Source organism: Cutibacterium modestum, assembly GCF_008326345.1.
GTDB lineage: Bacteria > Actinomycetota > Actinomycetes > Propionibacteriales > Propionibacteriaceae > Cutibacterium > Cutibacterium modestum.
In genome coordinates this window covers 428,450-447,906 of the sequence record NZ_BJEN01000003.1, presented here as the reverse complement: position 1 = coordinate 447,906, position 19,457 = coordinate 428,450, and the positions used below count along the sequence as shown (strand labels likewise).

The 19,457-nt window shown below is 60.5% G+C and carries 28 protein-coding genes and 1 pseudogene; 3 read left to right on the top strand and 26 right to left on the bottom strand.

From position 1 onward, the window contains the following. Positions 1-12: 12 nt before the first annotated feature. Complete coding sequence (locus F1563_RS10475) at positions 13-651, top strand: hypothetical protein (protein WP_002528741.1); 639 nt, start codon at positions 13-15, stop codon at positions 649-651. A 64-nt stretch (positions 652-715) separates the two neighbouring features. After that, the gene (locus F1563_RS10470) at positions 716-1,393 is read left to right on the top strand and encodes a hypothetical protein (RefSeq protein ID WP_007434058.1); all 678 of its coding nucleotides are present in this window, start codon (positions 716-718) and stop codon (positions 1,391-1,393) included. Between the two features lie 80 nt (positions 1,394-1,473). Here the strand turns inward: F1563_RS10470 and F1563_RS10465 are convergent, their stop codons facing one another. The 25 genes and pseudogenes from F1563_RS10465 to rpsJ form a co-directional block, all read right to left on the bottom strand. Further along, a complete protein-coding gene (locus F1563_RS10465; RefSeq protein ID WP_002528743.1) occupies positions 1,474-3,183 on the bottom strand; it encodes an ABC transporter family substrate-binding protein in 1,710 nt (569 codons plus the stop codon). A 247-nt stretch (positions 3,184-3,430) separates the two neighbouring features. Continuing rightward, on the bottom strand, positions 3,431-3,751 hold the full coding sequence (locus F1563_RS13710) for a hypothetical protein (RefSeq protein WP_202877271.1): 321 nt from the start codon (positions 3,749-3,751) through the stop codon (positions 3,431-3,433). 153 nt (positions 3,752-3,904) lie between these two features. Further along, positions 3,905-4,345 (bottom strand): 50S ribosomal protein L15, encoded by a 441-nt coding sequence (gene rplO / locus F1563_RS10455; protein WP_002528745.1) that lies wholly within the window; start codon positions 4,343-4,345, stop codon positions 3,905-3,907. A gap of 1 nt (position 4,346) precedes the next feature. Continuing rightward, complete coding sequence (gene rpmD / locus F1563_RS10450; protein ID WP_002528746.1) at positions 4,347-4,529, bottom strand: 50S ribosomal protein L30; 183 nt, start codon at positions 4,527-4,529, stop codon at positions 4,347-4,349. Continuing rightward, positions 4,529-5,176: a 30S ribosomal protein S5 gene (gene rpsE, locus F1563_RS10445; RefSeq protein WP_002528747.1), complete on the bottom strand. Its 648-nt coding sequence runs from the start codon at positions 5,174-5,176 to the stop codon at positions 4,529-4,531. Before rpsE ends, rpmD begins: the two co-directional genes overlap by 1 nt. Positions 5,177-5,200: 24 nt before the next feature. Beyond that, complete coding sequence (rplR, locus tag F1563_RS10440) at positions 5,201-5,584, bottom strand: 50S ribosomal protein L18 (protein WP_002528748.1); 384 nt, start codon at positions 5,582-5,584, stop codon at positions 5,201-5,203. 1 nt (position 5,585) lies between these two features. Continuing rightward, positions 5,586-6,128, bottom strand: coding sequence for a 50S ribosomal protein L6 (gene rplF / locus F1563_RS10435; RefSeq protein ID WP_002516006.1), 543 nt, complete (start codon positions 6,126-6,128; stop codon positions 5,586-5,588). Positions 6,129-6,156: 28 nt separating this feature from the next. Then, complete coding sequence (gene rpsH / locus F1563_RS10430; RefSeq protein ID WP_002528749.1) at positions 6,157-6,564, bottom strand: 30S ribosomal protein S8; 408 nt, start codon at positions 6,562-6,564, stop codon at positions 6,157-6,159. A 160-nt stretch (positions 6,565-6,724) separates the two neighbouring features. Next, positions 6,725-6,910, bottom strand: coding sequence for a type Z 30S ribosomal protein S14 (locus tag F1563_RS10425; protein ID WP_002515981.1), 186 nt, complete (start codon positions 6,908-6,910; stop codon positions 6,725-6,727). Positions 6,911-6,917: 7 nt separating this feature from the next. Beyond that, positions 6,918-7,550, bottom strand: a complete 633-nt coding sequence (gene rplE / locus F1563_RS10420) for a 50S ribosomal protein L5 (protein WP_002528750.1) — start codon at positions 7,548-7,550, stop codon at positions 6,918-6,920. Next, the gene (rplX, locus tag F1563_RS10415) at positions 7,547-7,915 is read right to left on the bottom strand and encodes a 50S ribosomal protein L24 (RefSeq protein WP_002528751.1); all 369 of its coding nucleotides are present in this window, start codon (positions 7,913-7,915) and stop codon (positions 7,547-7,549) included. The genes rplE and rplX overlap by 4 nt, the downstream gene beginning before the upstream one ends. Then, positions 7,916-8,284 (bottom strand): 50S ribosomal protein L14, encoded by a 369-nt coding sequence (gene rplN, locus F1563_RS10410; protein WP_002528752.1) that lies wholly within the window; start codon positions 8,282-8,284, stop codon positions 7,916-7,918. A 366-nt stretch (positions 8,285-8,650) separates the two neighbouring features. Further along, the gene (locus F1563_RS10405) at positions 8,651-8,893 is read right to left on the bottom strand and encodes a hypothetical protein (protein WP_227431939.1); all 243 of its coding nucleotides are present in this window, start codon (positions 8,891-8,893) and stop codon (positions 8,651-8,653) included. A 487-nt stretch (positions 8,894-9,380) separates the two neighbouring features. Next, positions 9,381-9,587, bottom strand: a pseudogene (locus tag F1563_RS14915) (hypothetical protein); the annotation flags it as partial. A gap of 304 nt (positions 9,588-9,891) precedes the next feature. Beyond that, on the bottom strand, positions 9,892-10,164 hold the full coding sequence (rpsQ, locus tag F1563_RS10400; protein WP_002528756.1) for a 30S ribosomal protein S17: 273 nt from the start codon (positions 10,162-10,164) through the stop codon (positions 9,892-9,894). 2 nt (positions 10,165-10,166) lie between these two features. Beyond that, positions 10,167-10,400: a 50S ribosomal protein L29 gene (gene rpmC, locus F1563_RS10395; protein ID WP_002514861.1), complete on the bottom strand. Its 234-nt coding sequence runs from the start codon at positions 10,398-10,400 to the stop codon at positions 10,167-10,169. Continuing rightward, a complete protein-coding gene (rplP, locus tag F1563_RS10390; protein ID WP_002528757.1) occupies positions 10,400-10,819 on the bottom strand; it encodes a 50S ribosomal protein L16 in 420 nt (139 codons plus the stop codon). Before rplP ends, rpmC begins: the two co-directional genes overlap by 1 nt. A 1-nt stretch (position 10,820) precedes the next feature. Further along, positions 10,821-11,630 (bottom strand): 30S ribosomal protein S3, encoded by an 810-nt coding sequence (gene rpsC, locus F1563_RS10385; RefSeq protein WP_002546479.1) that lies wholly within the window; start codon positions 11,628-11,630, stop codon positions 10,821-10,823. 1 nt (position 11,631) lies between these two features. After that, positions 11,632-12,093, bottom strand: a complete 462-nt coding sequence (gene rplV, locus F1563_RS10380; RefSeq protein ID WP_002528759.1) for a 50S ribosomal protein L22 — start codon at positions 12,091-12,093, stop codon at positions 11,632-11,634. A gap of 17 nt (positions 12,094-12,110) precedes the next feature. Further along, positions 12,111-12,392 (bottom strand): 30S ribosomal protein S19, encoded by a 282-nt coding sequence (rpsS, locus tag F1563_RS10375; protein ID WP_002528760.1) that lies wholly within the window; start codon positions 12,390-12,392, stop codon positions 12,111-12,113. Positions 12,393-12,407: 15 nt separating this feature from the next. Next, positions 12,408-13,244: a 50S ribosomal protein L2 gene (gene rplB / locus F1563_RS10370; protein WP_002528761.1), complete on the bottom strand. Its 837-nt coding sequence runs from the start codon at positions 13,242-13,244 to the stop codon at positions 12,408-12,410. 26 nt (positions 13,245-13,270) lie between these two features. Further along, complete coding sequence (gene rplW, locus F1563_RS10365) at positions 13,271-13,579, bottom strand: 50S ribosomal protein L23 (protein ID WP_002528762.1); 309 nt, start codon at positions 13,577-13,579, stop codon at positions 13,271-13,273. Further along, a complete protein-coding gene (rplD, locus tag F1563_RS10360; RefSeq protein WP_002528763.1) occupies positions 13,576-14,481 on the bottom strand; it encodes a 50S ribosomal protein L4, sunset domain variant in 906 nt (301 codons plus the stop codon). The genes rplW and rplD overlap by 4 nt, the downstream gene beginning before the upstream one ends. Further along, positions 14,478-15,149, bottom strand: coding sequence for a 50S ribosomal protein L3 (gene rplC, locus F1563_RS10355; protein ID WP_002528764.1), 672 nt, complete (start codon positions 15,147-15,149; stop codon positions 14,478-14,480). The genes rplD and rplC overlap by 4 nt, the downstream gene beginning before the upstream one ends. Positions 15,150-15,160: 11 nt before the next feature. Then, complete coding sequence (rpsJ, locus tag F1563_RS10350) at positions 15,161-15,472, bottom strand: 30S ribosomal protein S10 (RefSeq protein WP_002514870.1); 312 nt, start codon at positions 15,470-15,472, stop codon at positions 15,161-15,163. Positions 15,473-16,077: 605 nt separating this feature from the next. On the opposite strand from rpsJ, the gene F1563_RS10340 reads away from it, so the two are divergent. Beyond that, positions 16,078-17,994, top strand: coding sequence for a 6-carboxyhexanoate--CoA ligase (locus F1563_RS10340; protein WP_002528766.1), 1,917 nt, complete (start codon positions 16,078-16,080; stop codon positions 17,992-17,994). Here the strand turns inward: F1563_RS10340 and F1563_RS10335 are convergent. After that, positions 17,975-19,237, bottom strand: a complete 1,263-nt coding sequence (locus tag F1563_RS10335) for a hypothetical protein (protein ID WP_230845075.1) — start codon at positions 19,235-19,237, stop codon at positions 17,975-17,977. The genes F1563_RS10340 and F1563_RS10335 overlap by 20 nt on opposite strands. Positions 19,238-19,457 lie beyond the last annotated feature (220 nt).

The window sequence follows — 19,457 nt, the reverse complement described above, 5'->3', positions numbered from 1 at the left end:
TTCTGGAGCGCCATGAGACCGCCGATCATCATCTCCTCGCACCGAGGGCGAATCGGCGTCGGGGTCATCCTGGCAGCGATCATCGTACTGACGATTCTGGATCTCATCAGGTCTGGCCTCGCCGGGTTGACGAACCTGCCAGCTCTACTGCTCTTCGTATGGCTGGTGTGGATCATCTGGGGAGTAGCCGAGATTCGGATTGATGACGAGGGAGTCAGCGTCATCAACCAGTTCCGCATCTGGGATGTGCCTTGGCGACGAATCACCGAGGTAACGGGGCGTTGGGGGCTATCACTCACTGCTGAGCGGCGTCTGGACGCCGAGGGGGTGCGTAAACCAAGGACAATCTCGGCGTGGGCCGCCCCTGCCCGTGGCACAACAACCGCAATGAAGAGCAACGCCGACCACATCCCGCAGATCATCATCGGCTCTGAGACACCCATGAGGTGGTCCCTTGACTCTCATTCGACAGCTCATCTCATCGAGATGGAGCGAATCGAGCGTCAGCCCTCAGGTGCTGTAGCTTCGGCCGAGGGGCAGAAGGCCCTGGGCTCACACACGAAATCTTCCGACGGAGAGATCCACGTGCACCCTAATTGGATGACGATCTGCGTCACCGTCGTGCTCGTCGCGACCGTCATTATCCTCTGAGGCCCGGTACCCGCCCATACCGGAAAACTTGGGCATATGGTCCTCTCTGCGGCATCATCGTCATGTGAGAATTCCCCACATTGAGAACCGACAAGCACCGATCGGAATGCTCGTCGGCCTGTTGTTCGCAACTATCGCCGTCCTCTTCCCGGTTACCGCTCAGGCTACCCCCTCCCCGACGGCAGACACCGGTCAAGCACAGGCGATTGGCAACTGCCTCAAAGCCAATAAGGTCTGGGTATTCGTCATCACCGCCGAGGACAAAGTCTTGGCCAACCAGTGCGTGAGCTCCCCCGCGAGCGGCGCCGATGCCCTGAAGAAGGCCGGCGTCGCGGTGCAGAAGAGCAAAACTGGCCTCATCTGCACCATGAACGACCACCCTGCCACCTGCCCCAAAAGCTTCAACGGACAGTATTGGGCCTATTACCATGCCTCCAAGGCTGGAGCTACATGGGATTTTTCCCAGAAGAGCGCTGACCAGTACAAGCCAACCGCAGGATCCATCGAGGGTTGGTGCTACAACAAACCGAAGACCAAGTCCTGCACTCCCCCGAAGTTGGCCGCTGGAAACGCGAAAGGGTCGTCCTTCCAGGTGACCGGTAGCAGCGCCAAGAACGTGCAGAATGGGGATGCCTCATCTCGCGGCCTCAAGGCTGGGCCCCTTGCCACCATCATCGTCATTGCTGTCGTCGCGATTGCACTGGTCATTGCGCTTTTGGTCCGTCGCCGTCGCCACACCTGACCTGCCGCTACAGCCTAGTAACAACGACCGTCACAACGGGCCGGAGATAGCGATATCCTCGGCCCCTCATCAGTCCGTCATCACTTCTGGAAGCCGATGTCCTCGGCATGCACGGTCTGGAAGGTGGCCGCACCGAAGTTCGCCAGATTCTTCGGAACAGCGGTGAAGGAGATGCGTCGATACAGTGGCAAGGTCATGACGTCGTCCCAGATGATTTTGTCAACCTGGTTAGCCAGCTCGCGGCGCTTCGAGACATCAGACTCGGTGTCAACCTTTGGAATGAGTTTCTCAACCTCGGGATCGATCAATTGCGAGAAGTTGGACTGCGACGGCTGCGTGGAGTCGGCAGCGGTAGCGCCATAGATCTGACGGACGTTCGCCATCGGGTACGGGGTGCCCTGCCAGGTGAAAGCGATGACGTCGAAGGAGTGGTTCGTCAGCACCTTCTCCATGTCGCTGGCTGGGGTGTTGACAAGGTTGACCCTGACGCCGATCTTCGCCATGTCCTGTTTAAACAGGGCTCCCTCGTTCCCAGAGGTGGGGACGCCAGTCAATTCAGCGTAGTTAATCGTGAGGGTCTTGCCGTCCTTAATGCGGTAGTCACCCTGCATCTTCCAACCGGCCTCGTCCAGGCCCTTCTTAGCGGCTTCAGGATCGTACGTGTCATCTGCGGAGTTGTCCCTGTAACCAGCCTGACCCGGCATGAAGAAGTGATTGCCAAGCATGAGGGTGTCAGGGCTAACCGGCATACCAGCAAGATCCGACTTGGCGATAGCCGGACGGTTGATGCCCTTAACGATGGCCTGGCGAACGTCTTTATTCGAGAGGTTGGCCGACTTGGTGTTGAAGGTGAAGTGGCGCCACTGCAGCGAACCAGCAGCCCGCATATCAGCGTCGTCACGCTTCTTAGCCGTCTCGTAGCCGTCCTTGGTGATGATGGTGTCGGCGACGTCGATCTCCTTGTTAGCGAAAGCCTTGGTCTTGGCAGCGTCGTCCATCGCCTTGAAGGTGACGGTATCGAGCTTCGCCTTATCTCCCCACCACTTATCATTGCGCTTGACGGTGAGGGTTTTAGAGGTTTGATCCACCTTGGTGGGGATAAAGGGGCCAGCAAACCAGTCAGGATTCGGTTTCTTCCAGCCGAAATTAAAGGTGTCGGGGTCGGAGACGCCCTCCTTGGGCATCACATTCCTCCATGTGGCCGTCCAGTCCGGGTAGGTCGACTTGTACTTGATGACGACGTCGGTGTTCTTGTCCCCCTTCTCCACCGAAGTTATCTGTTTAAAGCCGTCGGTGGTAGAAGGGAGGAATTCGTCGTTCTCACCATTGGAAGACTTCCAGGTGGCCTGGTAATCGGTGTAATCGATGGTGCGACCCGAGTTCCACGTGGCCTTGGGATTGAGGTGCAGGGTGACGACCTGCTTGCCATCCTTGGTGTCCACTTTGGCCGACTCAATGTAGTTCGGATTTGGCTTTGGAGTACCGTCCTCGGCAATATCGAAGTTATTGGCGCCGATAAACTGCCAGATGATCGAGTCCAGGTCGACCAAATTGTTGTCGATATGCATCGGGTTCCAGCTGGTTGGCAAGGTGCTGATGGCGAGTCGGAGGGTGCCGCCATCCTTGACCTGGTCACGGGGTTTAATATTGAGGGCCGCCAGCGGCGCGCTCGCCGACGTGGTCTTGTCACCATTCTGGTTGCCGCCGGATCGGTTCTTCTGTCCGCACCCAGTGAGGACAAGCGACCCCACAGCCAGCGCTGCGACTGCGGTCGTCAAGGTTTTGCGCACGGTAAACCTCCAGAAAGTTAGTGATGTGGTTCGGGGATGGTATGAGCTTGGCACCCCTGCTTCGGCCCGACCACCACAACCGATATCATGACGCGGTTTCGTTATGAAACCTTGACCTTCCTTTGATCCAATCGTGGTGTTCAGGGACGACCGTGTTTCCCCGGTTTCTCTCACCGTTCGGATTCTAGACACGACGAATGGGGTGCCGCCGTCACGACACCGCCTCATTGCGCCCGGCCTTCAGACCTCAGAACACCCGAATCTCCTCGGGGAAGTAGCAAGCAGTACGGCGATCAATATCCGGCTGCGGGTAGACGCTCCCCCATGCACATGGGCTTGGGAAGCCTCGGTGAATCCCCTGAACTTTGGGTGTACGGGTGCATCGGATGGTCAGAACTTGCGAGACCCCACCGAGCTCGACGATTCGTCTCAGGTACATGACGGCAACACGGTTGGCGATGTGACGCACCATGACAGATCGTGCGCGACGAAGAGGTGCGGCGGCCGCACGCACATAGGCGTGAGGGCACCACGGCTCGAGAGCCGCGTGGTGTGTGATTTTACGCACACGGCGCCCCTGCGGCGGTCTGTTGAGGTCAGCTGAGCAAGGCATTTCATCTTTGGAATGTCCTGCCAGATTGATAACAGCGGGAGGGATAGGAAACAATTCAGTTTCCTATCCCTCCCGTCGTCAATCGGTGGTATTCATAACGAGAAGAATTCAGCGTTTAGTGACGCTGCCACCCACTTTCTCGATCTTCTCTTGGGCCGACTTCGACCAGGCGTCGACTACGAGGTCCACCTTGACGGTCAGCTCTCCGGTCCCAAGAACCTTGACGAGTTCGTTGTCACGGACAGCACCAACGGCGACCAGGTCGTCGACGGTAATCTTGCCGCCCTTAGGGAACAGAGCCTCAACCTTGTCCAGGTTCACGACCTGATACTCGGTACGGAACGGGTTGTGGAACCCGCCCAGCTTCGGGGCCTGCATATGAATCGGCATCTGACCACCCGCGAAGAACTCGGGTACGTTTTTGCGTGCGCCGGTTCCCTTAGTACCGCGACCAGCGGTCTTACCCTTGGAACCCTCACCACGACCAACGCGGGTCTTAGCTTTGTGGGCACCAGGAGCGGGCTTGAGATCATGGAGCTCAATAGCCATGTCAGTCCACCTCTTCCATGGTAACGAGGTGACAAACGGTCTGGACCATCCCGCGGAACTCCGGACGGTCTTCCTTGATGACCGTGTCACCGATGCGCTTTAGCCCGAGGCTGCGCAGGGTCTCACGATGATTCGGCTTCGTAGCGATGCCGGACTTGACCTGGGTGATCTTCAGCTTGCTCATCAGTTGACCCCTGCCTTCTCCTCCATGCGGGCAGCAGCAGCGGCCTCGTCGGCCTCCTTGCGTGCACGCAACATGGCCGCCGGGGCGACATCCTCCACGGACTTACCACGACGGCGGGCGACCTCTTCGGGCTCCTCAAGCTGCTGCAACGCGTCGACGGTGGCGTGAACCACGTTGATCGCGTTCGAAGACCCGAGGGACTTCGCGAGCACATCCTGCACACCGGCACACTCGAGAACAGCGCGGGCCGAGCCACCGGCAATAACACCAGTACCGGGGGAAGCCGGACGCAGCATCACCATACCGGCAGCCTTCTCACCGATCACCGGATGGGTGATGGTGCGACCAATCAACGGCACCTTGAAGAAGTGCTTCTTGGCCTCCTCAACGGCCTTGGCGATAGCTGCGGGCACCTCTTTAGCCTTGCCGTAGCCGACGCCCACGCTGCCCTCGCCGTCACCTACGACGACTAGCGCCGTGAAGCTGAAGCGACGGCCGCCCTGGACCACCTTGGCGACGCGGTTAATAGCCACGACGCGCTCGAGATATTCGTTCTGATTGCGGTTGCGATCGTTCTGGCCACGACGGTTGTCACGGCCACGACGCTCACCACCTGCACCGCCACCGCGGCGCTGGGTTCCACTCATCGTTGCTCACTTACCTTTCGTGGGTCAGAAGTCGAGACCGGTCTCGCGGGCCGCATCGGCCAGCGCGGCGATCCGCCCGTGATACTGGTTCCCGGCCTTGTCGAAGACGACCTTTTCAATGCCAGCGGCCTTGGCGCGCTCACCGATGATGGTGCCAACGCGGGCCGCCTTCGCAGTCTTGTCTCCGGACATTTCGCGCAGCTCGGGCTCCATAGTGGAGGCCGAAACCAGGGTGTTGCCGGCAACATCGTCGATGACCTGAACGAAAATATGCTTCGACGAACGGGTCACAACCATGCGGGGACGCTCGACGGTACCGAAGATCTTCTTGCGACCACGGGCCTGGCGGCGAGCACGTGCCTTGGCGCGGTCGGACAGGCTCTTGCGAACAATCAGGGTGCTTGCCATGTCACTTACCTGCCTTTCCAACCTTGCGACGGACGTTCTCGCCCTCGTAACGCACACCCTTGCCCTTGTAGGGCTCCGGCTTACGGATCTTGCGGATGTTGGCCGCAGTCTCGCCCACGACCTGCTTGTCGATACCCTGAACCGAGAACTTCGTGGGGTTCTCGACAGCGAAAGTAATTCCCTCCGGGGCGTCGACGATCACCGGGTGCGAGAAGCCGAGGTTGAACTCGAGCTGTTTGGGACCCTTGGACAGTACGCGGTAACCCACGCCCTGGATCTCCAGCTTTTTCTCGTAGCCCTCGGTCACACCGATGACCATGTTGTTAATGAGGGTTCGAGTCAACCCGTGCAGTGAGCGATTCTCACGCTCGTCGTCGGGACGCTCGACGAGGATTGCACCCTCATCATTCTTGCTCACAGTGATGGGTTCGCGAACGGTGAAGTTCAGGGTTCCCTTGGGACCCTTCACCTCCACGTACTGCCCATCAAGCTTCACCTCAACACCGGACGGGACGGCGATGGGAAGCCTGCCAATGCGCGACATTGATTACTCCTATCTGTCTCGTCGATGGTCACCACACGTAGGCGAGGACTTCCCCGCCCACGGATTTCTCGTGAGCCTGCTTGTCAGTAAGCAGCCCCTGAGAGGTGGAGATGATCGCGATGCCCAGGCCGCCGAGTACCTTCGGCAAGGCGGTGGATTTGGCGTAAACGCGAAGTCCGGGCTTGCTGATACGACGGATGCCAGCGATCGAGCGCTCACGGTTTTCGCCGTATTTGAGGGTGAGGGTCAGAGTCTTTCCGACCTCGCCCTCCTTGGGTTCGTTGACCTTGTAGTCGGCGATGTAGCCCTCGGACTTGAGGATGCCGGCGATTCCCGCCTTGATCTTCGAGTGAGGCATCGACGTCTGGTCGTGGTACGCCTGGTTGGCGTTGCGCAGACGAGTCAGCATGTCTGCGATCGGGTCAGTCATAGTCATGGCTGGTTTTGGCCTCTTTCTCACAACGGTTTCCCAGGTGCCGTCCCCCGTAGGGTCTAGCTTGGGACCTTCTGTGTTGTTCAGGTATGTCTAGGGCGGGTTAGCAACCCGCTGGGGCCTTGTTGGGCCCGTGGATCAGCATCCTTAGCGGACGCGCTGGTCACCAGGAAGACTTGGTGACACCCGGGAGCTGACCGGCGTGGGCCATCTCACGCAAGCAGATTCGGCACAGGCCGAACTTGCGATACACCGAGTGCGGACGACCGCAGCGCTGGCAACGGGTGTAAGCACGGACACCGAACTTGGGCTTGCGGGCCGCCTTGACCTTCAGAGCTGTCTTGGCCATCAGATCCTCACTTCTTCTTTTTCTTGGCGTAGTAGGCGGGGCCGCGCTTGACCTTCGCCTTCTTCGGATCATCCTTCGCCTTGAACGGGAATCCCAGGTGCTTGAGCAGGGCCTTGCCCGCCTCGTTGGTCTGCGCGGTGGTCACGAAGGTGATGTCCATGCCACGGACGCGATCAATCTTGTCCTGGTCAATCTCGAGGAACATGACCTGCTCGGACAGGCCGAAGGTGTAGTTACCCTTGCCGTCGAACTGGTTCGAGTTGAGACCACGGAAGTCGCGGATGCGGGGCAGGGCCAGGGTCAGTAAACGGTCAGCGAACTCCCACATGCGGTCACCGCGGAGGGTAACGTGGCAGCCGATCGGCTGACCTTCGCGCAGCTTGAACTGAGCGATGGACTTGCGAGCCTTGGTGACCTGCGGCTTCTGGCCGGTAATAGCGGTGATGTCGCGAACGGCGCCGTCCATCACCTTAGAGTCGCGAGCGGCATCGCCAACACCCATGTTCACCACGATCTTCTCGAGACCGGGGATGAGCATCGGGTTCTGGTAGCCGAACTCCTCCTGCATAGCAGCGCGGATCTGCTCGCGGTACCGCTTCTTCAGACGAGGCATCTCGTGCACGATGGCGTCGGTGCTCACTTGGCTTCCTCCTTCTTGAGGTAGCGGACGCTGCGCTGAGCGGCGTACTCGGAGCCGTCAGGGCGACGCTTGGTGACGTCCACGCGACGGTAGCCGACACGGGTCACGACGTCCTTACCGTCGATCTTGGTCACGAGCTGAACGTTCGAAACGTGGATCGGGGCCTCGGATGCGATGATTCCACCCCTGGTGGTGCCGCCCTGCGAGGTGGGCATGTCGCGGCGATGGTGCTTGCGGATGTTCACACCCTCGACGACGACGCGCTCACGCTTCGGGTCCACCGAGAGAACCTCACCGATGGTGCCCTTGTCGTTGCCTGCGATGACCTTGACGCGGTCACCCTTCTTGATCCTGAGCGACTTCACTCAGATCACCTCCGGGGCGAGCGAGACGATGCGCATGAACTTCTTGTCACGCAGCTCGCGGGCGATAGGGCCGAAGATACGGGTCCCACGAGGCTCCCCGTCTCCCTTGAGGAGGACGGCAGCGTTCTCGTCGAATTTGATATAGGAGCCGTCCGGACGGCGGTGCGACTTGACGGTCCGAACGACGACGGCCTTGACAACCTCGCCCTTCTTCACGTTTCCGCCGGGGATGGCATCCTTGACGGTGCACACGATGGTGTCACCGAGGTAGGCGTAGCGACGTTTCGATCCACCGAGAACACGGATGCAAAGGAGCTCCTTCGCACCAGTGTTGTCGGCGACCTTGAGTCGCGTCTCCTGCTGGATCATGTCTTCTCCTTTGTCCCACTGGTTCCCTGCCGGGCCTGGTAGGACTGTTGAACACGAGCCCCCTGGATTTTGCCAGAAGGCAGCCCGCACCTCAGGGGGTACGCGGCTGTCGTCCGCGAGAGGTCCCGCCACCTTCGGGCGGCGCACGGTGGCCTCCGTCTCCGTGGTGTCGGGGGCTCCGCACAGTGCTTAAAGGTGGGCACAGTCGCAAGACAACTTGAGTATTCTAACTCTCGATTCGACGGATTGCCAGTCATCGCGTTGACTCGTCAAAAATGCCCGCGTTGATCCATGGTGGGTGGATGAGTTGAAGTCGGCTTAGCGTAAGACAATCCGCGCCTCGCAGGTGGCCAAGTGTGTCCCGCGTCACATATTTGGCAGGATTTTCTCAGTCTCAACGGTGGGGATGGTTGCGCTGGCTCGACCGCGGCAGTCGCGTCGTGCTGGTTCGCAGTCGGCGAGATGCGGAAGCGGTGGGCAAACTTGAAGGTCCCGGCAGCCAGCGATCCGCCAGGTGCGGCCCTCGCTGGTCTCAAACTCGCTGAAATCAAGCTCACCGTCAAATCCAACATCACCCTCATCCAAGTCAACCTGGTCAAACTCACCCACCACCGCAGCTCCATTTAGCACCAAGCCAAGCGGAACACCGTCTGACTCTCCCGCACCAAACACACCAAGCGGGCATCCTCATTCATAACACCGGTTGAACAGCACGGATAAACTCGATCGTCGCTGGAGAAGAGGAGAGTCCGACCGGGGCATCGGAGCTGGTCAGTGGACTTAGCGCTGTAGCGAATCTCTGACTCCGGAATGTCACAGGTAGCGCCACTAGGGGTAATTGGAACCGGGTGACTCGAACACCATCAAGAAGCCCCTCCAGTTCCGCAGGGATATCCTCGGCAGGATTAGTATCGGATTCACATATATTCAGATTGATCTGAATATCACAGACGTCGCGTCCCACAGACAATATGTTCTTGACTCACCCGAGATCAATATATGGTAGATGAAACTGATCCACACTGAGGGTAAGCAATGACAGCCCAGCCGGCTTCAGCGCGCTCGGCCCTTCGGAGGCCGCACCCGGGTTCACGCCTCAGAATCCGTTCAAAACGAGCGTCGTACGTTTGCCAGCCGACGAAACTGTACGTATGAGTTTCAAGATGAACCCACGGCGAAGAAAAGCGTCCCCTCCAGTAAAGGAAACCAGATCGATGCTTGGATGCGCGACGGCCTCATTCACAAGCCTTCGAACCACGTCATCGTCGAGTTGTCGTTCATCCTTCGAGTGCGAAGACGCGCAACAATGTGCGCATCACGCATTACACTTCATATGTGGTGCACATGATGACACGCCGCAGGTTGCTTCTCCTTGGGCCCTGAGATGTGCAGCCAAATCGTGAGAATAGCACCGGCATCAAGCCGCGTCCTGGGCAAATCGAAGCTGCAAATAATCACAACCAAGATATAGTGTCCACCGCATCTTAAGCACGGAACGAAAACCAAGGCATTTCGCTCCCCCACTCCATCTCCCAACCACAACAAGGCGACCCTCCTTTCGGATGGGTCGCCTTGCAGTACAACGTGGTGATTAGCTCACCAATGCATCACTTAGCCTTCTCGATGATCTCGACGAGGCGCCAGCGCTTGGTGGCAGACAGCGGGCGGGTCTCCATGATCCGCACGCGATCGCCCATGCCGGCCTCGTTATTCTCATCGTGCGCCTTCAGACGCACCGACTTCTTCATGACCTTGCCATACAGCGGGTGCTTGACACGATCCTCGACGAGGACGGTAATCGTCTTGTTCATTTTATCGGACACGACGAGTCCCTCACGGACCTTGCGGCGGGTCGTCCGCTCAGCGGTGTTCTCGCTCATGCTCAGGCCTCCTTTGTGGAATCGGGATCATCGACGATGTTGAGGTTGCGCTCCTGGAGCACGGTGTACACCCGGGCGATGTCCTTGCGGACCTCACGCAGGCGAGCCGTGTTCTCGAGCTGGCCGGTGGCCGACTGGAAACGCAGCCCGAACAGCTCCTCCTTAAGTTCGCGAACCTTGTTGCGCAACTCTTCACCGGAAAGCTGGCGCAGCTCAGCAGCAGAAAGCTTCGGCATCAGTTGTCACCGCCTTCACGGGAGATGAAGCGAGCCTTCATCGGCAGCTTGTGGATGGCCAGACGCATGGCCTCGCGGGCCACCTCATCCGGCACACCCGACAGCTCGAAGAGAACTCGTCCGGGCTTGATGTTGGCGATCCACCACTCAGGCGTACCCTTACCGGAACCCATCCGGGACTCGGCGGGATGCTTGGTCATCGGGCGGTCTGGGTAGACGTTAATCCACACCTTTCCACCACGCTTGATGTAGCGGGTCATGGCGATACGGGCGGCCTCGATCTGACGGTTGGTCAGGTACCCACCCTCGGTGGCCTGGATGCCGTAATCACCAAAGGCCAACTGGGTGCCGCCTTTTGCAGCGCCACTCCGCTTGGGATGGTGCTGCTTACGGTACTTCACTCGACGAGGAATCAACATGTCAGGCTCCTGCGTTCTCGGTCTGCGGGGCCGGGGTCTCAGGCGACTGCTTGGCGGCCTCGGCACGACGGCGTCCACCGCGGCGGTCGGGACGATCCCCCCGGCCACGACGGTTGCCACCGCGTCCACCACGACCCCCCTGGGCAGCCTGGCGAGCAGCCTTCTGGGCAGCGCGCTCAGCGCGAGTGCCAGTGACGTCGCCCTTGTAAATCCACACCTTGACGCCAATGCGTCCGAAGGTGGTACGGGCCTCGAAGAACCCGTAGTCAATGTCAGCGCGCAGGGTGTGCAGCGGCACACGGCCTTCGCGGTAACCCTCAGAACGGCTCATCTCAGCGCCACCCAGACGACCAGAGCACTTGATACGAATACCAAGAGCACCGGCGTTCATGGCGGACTGCTGGGCCTTGCGCATGGCGCGACGGAATGCGACACGAGCAGCAAGCTGCTCGGCGATTCCCTGAGCGACCAGCTGGGCATCGGTCTCGGGGGTCTTGACCTCGAGAATGTTCAGCTGTATCTGCTTGCCGGTGAGCTTTTCGAGCTCACCGCGCACGCGCTCGGCCTCCGCGCCATTGCGCCCGATGACGATGCCCGGGCGGGCGGCGTAAAGGAAAATAGTCACGCGCTCGGAGCGACGCTCGATCTCGATGGACGAAAGACCAGCGCGCTCCAGGTTTTTCTGGAGCCACTTTCGGATCTTGACGTCCTCACCCACGAGCTCGGCGTACTGCTTCTCGGCGTACCAGCGGGTCTTGTGATCGGTCGTCACACCGAGACGGAAACCATGGGGGTTGATTTTCTGGCCCATGTCAGGCTCCCTTCTCGGTCTCAGACTTGGCTGCAGCTGCCGGACGACCCGACTTGGCCTTCTTAGCGGCCCGACGGGCTTCCTTAGGCTCGACAACCACGGTGATGTGGGCGGAGCGCTTCAGAATCCGGCTAGCAGATCCCTTCGCGCGGGGACGAATGCGGCGCATGGTGACGCCCTCGTCGACAAATGCCTGTGAAATGTACAGGTCGTCGGCGCGCAGGCCCTCGGTCTGCTCGGCGTTGGCCATAGCTGAGGCAATAACCTTGCGAATCGGCTCGGCCGCGGCCTGCGGCTGGAACTTCAGCATGGTCACAGCCTCAACGGCGTCCATGCCGCGAACCAGGTTGATAACGCGACGGCACTTGCTGGCACTCATCCGGATGTGACGCGCGATGGCGTACGAGCCGGGTCGATCGCCGAGCAGGGCGGCGCGACGGCTGGGCCTCTCAGTGTTGCTCATGAATCAGATCCCTCTCGTCAGCGCCTGCGCGCCTTCTTGTCGTCCTTCACGTGACCCCTGAAGGTCCTGGTCGGGGCGAACTCTCCGAGCTTGTGCCCGACCATCGACTCGGTCACGAAAACCGGGACGTGCTTGCGGCCATCGTGCACGCCGATGGTGTGCCCGATCATGTCGGGGGTGACCATGGAGCGACGCGACCAGGTCTTGATGACGTTGTGTGTGCCCGCTTCGTTCTGGGCAGTGACCTTCTTGGCCAGATGCTCGTCGACGAAGGGGCCCTTCTTCAGACTGCGTGGCATGTCTCAGACTCCCAATCAGCGCTTCTTGCCGGACTTGCGGCGACGCACGATGAGACGGCTGCTCGCCTTTTTCTTGTTACGGGTGCGACCCTCGGGCTTACCCCAAGGGCTCACCGGGTGACGACCACCGGAGGTACGACCTTCGCCACCACCATGTGGGTGGTCGATCGGGTTCATGACCACACCACGAACGGTCGGGCGGATGCCCTTCCAGCGGTTACGGCCGGCCTTACCCCAGTTGATGTTGATCTGCTCGGCATTGCCGACCTCGCCGATGGTGGCGCGGCAACGAATGTCGACCATGCGCATCTCACCAGAGGGAAGGCGCAGGGTGGCGTATTTGCCCTCGCGGGCGACCAGCTGCACCGACGCGCCGGCAGAGCGGCCCATCTTGGCGCCACCACCCGGACGCAGCTCCACAGCGTGAACCGTGGTACCGACCGGAATGTTGCGCAACGGCAGGTTATTACCCGGCTTGATGTCAGCTTCAGGTCCAGATACCACGACGCTTCCCTGACCAACACCGTCGGGAGCGATGATGTAACGCTTCTCACCGTCGGCGTAGTGGAGCAGGGCGATGCGAGCAGTGCGGTTTGGGTCGTACTCAATGTGAGCGACCTTGGCCGGCACGCCGTCCTTGTCATAACGCTTGAAATCGATGATGCGGTAGGCCTGCTTGTGTCCGCCACCGATATGGCGGGTAGTGATGCGGCCTGTGTTGTTGCGTCCACCGGTCTTCGGCTTGGCAACAAGCAGGGACTTCTCAGGGGTCGAGCGGGTGAGCTCGACGAAGTCTGACACGCTCGAGCCGCGGCGGCCCGGAGTGGTGGGCTTGTGCTTGCGGATACCCATTGGTACTTCGTTCCTTCTCTCGCGGCTCAGGCGACCGGGCCGGTGAAGATGTCGATGCGATCACCCTCAGCAACAGTCACGATGGCGCGCTTGGTGTCAGGACGCTTGCCGATGCCGGTGCGGGTGCGGCGGACCTTTCCCTTGCGATTCATCGTGTTCACCGAGGTGACCTTCACACCGAAGATCTGCTCGATCGCAATCTTGATCTCGGTCTTATTGGCAGTCGGCTTGACCAAGAACGTGTAAGTGTTCTGGTCGAGCAGACTGTAGCTCTTCTCGGAGACGACCGGGGCGAGAATGATGTCCCGGGGATCTCGGATCTTCAACTCGCTCACTTGGCGTCCTCCTTCTCGGAGTCGGACTTGACGGCATTGACGAAGCCCGCGGCCTCAGCAGCCGCAGCGGAACGGAACCACACCTCAGCGATGGTGCGTCCATACCACGGAGACGATGGATCGTGGAACTTCTTGGAGTCCTCGCTGCCCTTGATGTCGAATCCAGCCGGTGGGTTGTCGCCACGGAAGGAGTCCTCACCGTAGGGGTGCTGGTCGGCGACATCAGTCTCGGGGACCTCAGGCTCAGCGGTCAGGGCCTGAGCGCTGGCACTGCGAGCGCCGACGAAAGCGTCAAAGCCAGCCTGGCTGAACACGATGGTCCGGGAATTGACGACGTCGTAGGTGTTGAGCTGATCAGCAGCCAGGACGTGAACCTCAGAAAGGTTACGCACGGACAGCCAATCGACCTCGTCGCTGCGAGCCAGGACAACGAGCACCTTACTGAGCTCAGCCAGACCGGAGAGCACAGCCTTAGCCTGCTTGGTCGAGGGCTTGTCACCGTCAACCAACGAGGTCACAATGAAAATGCGGTTGTCGCGAGCCATATCCGACAGGGCCCCACGCAACGCAGCGGCCACCATCTTCTTGGGGGTGCGCTGGGCGTAAGAACGCGGCTGCGGACCGTGAACGGTGCCGCCACCGACCCACTGCGGTGCACGAGTCGAACCCTGACGAGCACGACCGGTGCCCTTCTGGCGCCACGGCTTCTTGCCGCCACCAGAGACCTGGCCACGAGTCTTCGTGGCGTGGGTGCCCTGGCGGGCAGCCGCAAGCTGGGCGACGACGACCTGATGGATCAGCGGAATGTTGGTGTTCACGTCGAAGACGTCACCCGGAAGCTCGGCCGATCCGGCTTTCTTGCCCTTGACGTCAAGGACGTCGATGGTTTTGGTCTCGTTCATGCGGCATCCCCATTCTTGGCGGCCTTCTTGGCGGCGCTGCGGACGACGAGCAGGGAACCCTTCGGGCCGGGAACTGCGCCGCGGACCAGCATGATCCCGCGCTCGGCGTCGACGGAGTGAACCTGCAGGTTCTGGACAGTCACGCGATCGGTACCCATGCGGCCGGCCATGCGGAGGCCCTTAATGACCTTGCCTGGCGTCGAGCAGCCGCCGATAGAGCCCGGCGAGCGGTGCTTGCGGTGCACACCGTGGGTAGCACGCAGGCCACCGAAGCCGTGACGCTTCATGACGCCAGCGGTGCCTTTGCCCTTACTCGTGCCGGTGACGTCGACGAAATCGGATTCGGAGAACACGCCAGCGGTGATCTCCTGACCCAGGGTGTACTCGGAGGCGTCAGCGGTGCGCAACTCGACGAGGTGACGTCGAGGGGTCACGCCAGCCTTCTCAAAGTGGCCAGCCTCCGGTTTGGTGACGTTCTTGGCCTTGACGGCCCCGTAGCCAAGCTGGACGGCGGAGTAGCCATCCGTCTCGGGGGTGCGCACCTGGGTGACGACACACGGCCCGGCCTGGATGACGGTCACGGGGACGAGCTTGTTGTGCTCGTCCCACAGCTGGGTCATGCCGAGCTTGGTGCCCAGCACGCCCTTGACAGTGCGTTCATTGGTCATGGTGCTCAACCTCACGGAAGCTTGATCTCGATGTCGACACCAGCAGGCAGGTCAAGACGCATCAGCGAATCGACTGTCTTCGGGGTCGGCTCGAGAATGTCGATGAGCCGCTTGTGGGTGCGCATCTCGAAGTGCTCGCGGCTGTCCTTGTACTTGTGGGGCGAACGGATCACACAGAACACGTTCTTCTCGGTCGGCAGCGGCACCGGGCCGGCGACCTTGGCGCCCGTGCGGGTCACCGTGTCGACGATCTTGCGCGCCGACGAGTCGATGACCTCGTGGTCGTAGGCCCGCAGCCTGATGCGGATCTTTTGTCCCGCCACAGTTGTTCCTTCTACTCGTCTCTGCCGCGTCCAAGATTCCCTGACGTGGGAGTCCGGTACGCCCAGAGGGTTCCGGCGTGAGGAGCGAACTCCTCATTGGTCCCAACCTCACGATTCGACACATGTGGAGAACATGCGCAGACGGCAAGGTCACGTCGCCCCTCTCCGACCCACGCGCTCGGGTGTGTCGTGCATCGCAAACCGCAGAACACCACCGCTCACCAGTCGTTGAGGACCCCGCGAACACTGTGAATTTATCTGCGATCACCCGATGCCGACCCACTTCCGTGGGCCCGGCAGCGGACTCACCTTGGTGATGACACCTCTGCCGTTGACTCCAGTGACCGAGCCTGATCTCGAGGATCCTGAGCGCGACGCACTGCAGCCCCGTTCGGAGCAACTTGTACAGTGTGTCATCGACGAACCGGCAAGGCAAATCGAGATCGGCAGACCCCCATGCCAGCCTTGAAATTGAATGGTGTTCAATTATGGCTTGGTGGCCAACACTGCGCGGTTGCCAACACTGTCCAATCGCCCCACGCCGAGGAATCATCATGCCAATGTCACCATCACACTCCACGACCTCGGCGTGGTGGAGTGTGCGCATGAGGGCCACCGGAACCCTCGATGACGCGCCCTATCACGTCAGCGGAGCCGAGTCGCTTGTTGCCCCGGGAATGATTGAGCAGACCGTAGCTGGCCTGACACGACGCGCCCTAGCACCGAGCCACACCGTCGAGGCCCAGCAGGTGCGACTCAGTCTGGATCAACTCGACGTCGAGCCCACCGTTATTCCTACCCTACCCACCGAACTTAAGGAATGCCCCGACGTCATCGCGGCTCATCAGCACTTCGTCGACGTCCTGTCCCACTTCGTCCCCAATCCCGCCGAAGCACTGCGTATTCTCACCGAAGGCCCGACCATGCGCGGGGCTGCCATGATTGAGGTAGGAACCGGTCGACGAGTAGAGGCAGACACTCTGCGTGGGGTGCGCGTCACGCGGTTCGGAGATCTCACTGAGTCGGCCCCGGGAGCGTCTTTAGCACACAAGAAGCACCACCATGAGGCTGTGTTATTGGCCAGTAAAGTCGCAGCCGCACCTGGAGTCCTCGCGGAATTGTGTATCTCCGATGACCCCCATTACACCCGTGGTTACGTTTGTATCGACGGCGTCTACACGACGGTGACCAACGTCAAGACTGACGGTGACCCTAATGGTGGCCGCATCATCCTCGTCGACACAGCACGTGCTGACGCGACTATGACCACAGAATGGCTCGAAAACCACCCCGTTCTTATCGGCCCCACCACAGCCAGTAGCCAAAGGACGACCTCCTGGCAGGATGACATCTGCAGCCGTCTCAACGCGTGGCGCACGGCCGGCCTCGACCGCAGCCCCCGCACCTTCTGTTCTCCCCAGAGTCCCAACGCCCTCACAACTGACGGACCTGCCCTGCTCTTTTCGTCATCGGATTACCTCGGCATGTCGACTGAGCCTCAAGTTCAGCAGGCCATGATCACCGCTGTTAGGAGACTCGGATGTAGTTCGGGTGGCTCTCGCCTCACGACAGGCACTTCCCTAGCTCACCAGCGGGCTGAACATGAGACCGCCGCATGGTTGGGATACCCACAAGCCGTGTTCATGGCCAGCGGATACCAGGCCAACATAGCAACCATCCAGTTACTTGCTGGCCCTGATGTCACCGTCATTTCCGATGCTGACAACCACGCCAGTCTCATCGACGGATGCCGTTTGGCACGAGCGCGTACCGTCGTCGTTCCACACGCAGACCTCGACGCCATCGAAGCCGCCCTCGAGCGCGTCACGACCAATAGAGCACTCGTGCTCGCCGAAGGCGTCTACTCCATGGGCGGCGACGTCACCCCAGTCGCGAAACTCGTGGAGATTACGCACCACCACGGTGCTCTCGCCGTCGTCGATGACGCTCACGGGATTGGCACGGTTGGGCCTACTGGCCGCGGCGTGACCGAGGGACTCCCAGCATCACAACGACCCGACGTCTTGTTAGCAACCGCGAGCAAGGCTCTCGGAGTCGAAGGTGGTTTCGCATGCGTCGACGAGACTCTGGCCGACCTGATCCGTAACTGTGCACGAGGATACGCGTTTTCTAGCGCTTCTTCCCCCGTCGTCGCGGCAGCCGTGGCCGCGTCTGTGCAGTATCTACGAGCTGACACGAATCGGGTCCGTCGCCTTCAGGCCAACGTCACCCAGGCACGTCGCCTCCTAGCCGAAGCCGGCCTCATCCCACCCCCGACCGCCAATGATCTTGGACCGATTATCCGCGTCCCCGTTGGACCCGAATCTCGTGCCGTCGCGGTCCAGGACGAGCTGGCTCGTCGCGGCCTCATGGTCGGTGCGATCCGCTACCCCGCCGTTGGGAGAGGCGATGCAATTCTGCGTATCTGCCTCACGGCACATCACACCGACGAACATATTCAGTTTCTCGTCGCGTCCCTCTGCGACGTCCTTGACGCCGCTCTCACCGACGCACCACGGTGACGTTCTTCGGGAGGTCATAGTACTGATGGAGCCGGTCCTCGCTGGACTGACGGTGGCCCGCGTAGTCAGGCAACCAGTCCGGAGCAGGCAACGCCTTCGGGACGACAACCGTATTACGCTCCCCACGGCGTGCCGCATCCGCCTGGGCGTTGACCGTTCGCCAGACACTGCCATTGACCGTCGCCCCATAGAGCAATCCCCACGCTCCTCGCGATCCAGCGCCCAGACATGACACTGCTGTGATGATGGCCAGAACCGTGGCGAGTTGCGGCCACGGTTTTACAACCTCAGACCGCGCGCCAAATTCCGAGACTGGAACCACGCCATCACCCCCGTCTGTACCGCCATCCGTCAGTACGACCGCCGTCCAGGCCCACACCAGCGCGCTCACGGTGAAGACCACCAGGCCAAGGAAGGACATTCGCCCCCCTGGGAAACCTTGAATCACCGGCAGCGCGTAATAACCAATAGCCGCACCGGTCGAGACTCCGACCATGCCGCATCCCGGTATTCGGCTAAACATCGCAGCAAGAACGACAAGGATCACCATCACAACACTGAAGAACACCCAGGTCAGCAAGCCAGTGGACGACAGGTACAGGTAAATGTCCCCGCTCATATTCCGTCGCGCAAGCAGCATGACAATTCTCAGGCTGGTCACAACCAGCCCGATGGATGCCACACAGAACAGCGCGAGCAAAATACCGACGACGCGGCTATGGAATCCACGCTTCATGGCCACCAAACACATGACGATGACTGAGAGCATGATCCCAACGAACACGACGGGGTAATGCGCGAATGAATGACTCACGGAATGGATGACGAACGACACCCGTTTGGGAATCTCCCCAGTTGACTGCGGGTACGGGTATGGGCCGCCCATTCGGAGCCTACGCGCCCACAAACCCGGCATACCCATTCTCGCGGTGTTGCCCACCGCCACCACAGTCAGAGCCACGGCCCACCGGGCAGTCCATTTCCCGGCAGGAGTGATGAGGGCCATGGCGACAATTGCCCCGACAATTCCCGGGACATTCAATTCATGGTGAATACTTGCGACGAGCGACAGCACCACCGCCACCCACAGCACCCAGCCGTGCTTGACGTTCGGCCCGCGCTGGGACCACAACAGAAGGATGGACACGATCCCGAGCGCCAGGCCCCACATGTAACCGATGTTCGCAGCAACGAACATAATCGTGTCCCCACCCATGTGTGGGTCGAGCCCGATGAGCATCATCGGTACGAAAAATGCACCCACACCCGCCAAGAGATCGGCACCGGCAGACACCACTCCCCGCAGGTCCCGGATGAGAGACCGCAGCATGAGCCACAGCGCTAACGACATCGACAGGGAGGAAAGCACGAGGGGGACACGGATCCATCCACCCATGGCCATGACGAGTTGCACCATCATGTCCGAGAAACGACCGTTGCGCTCGATCAGATCGTATCTGGTG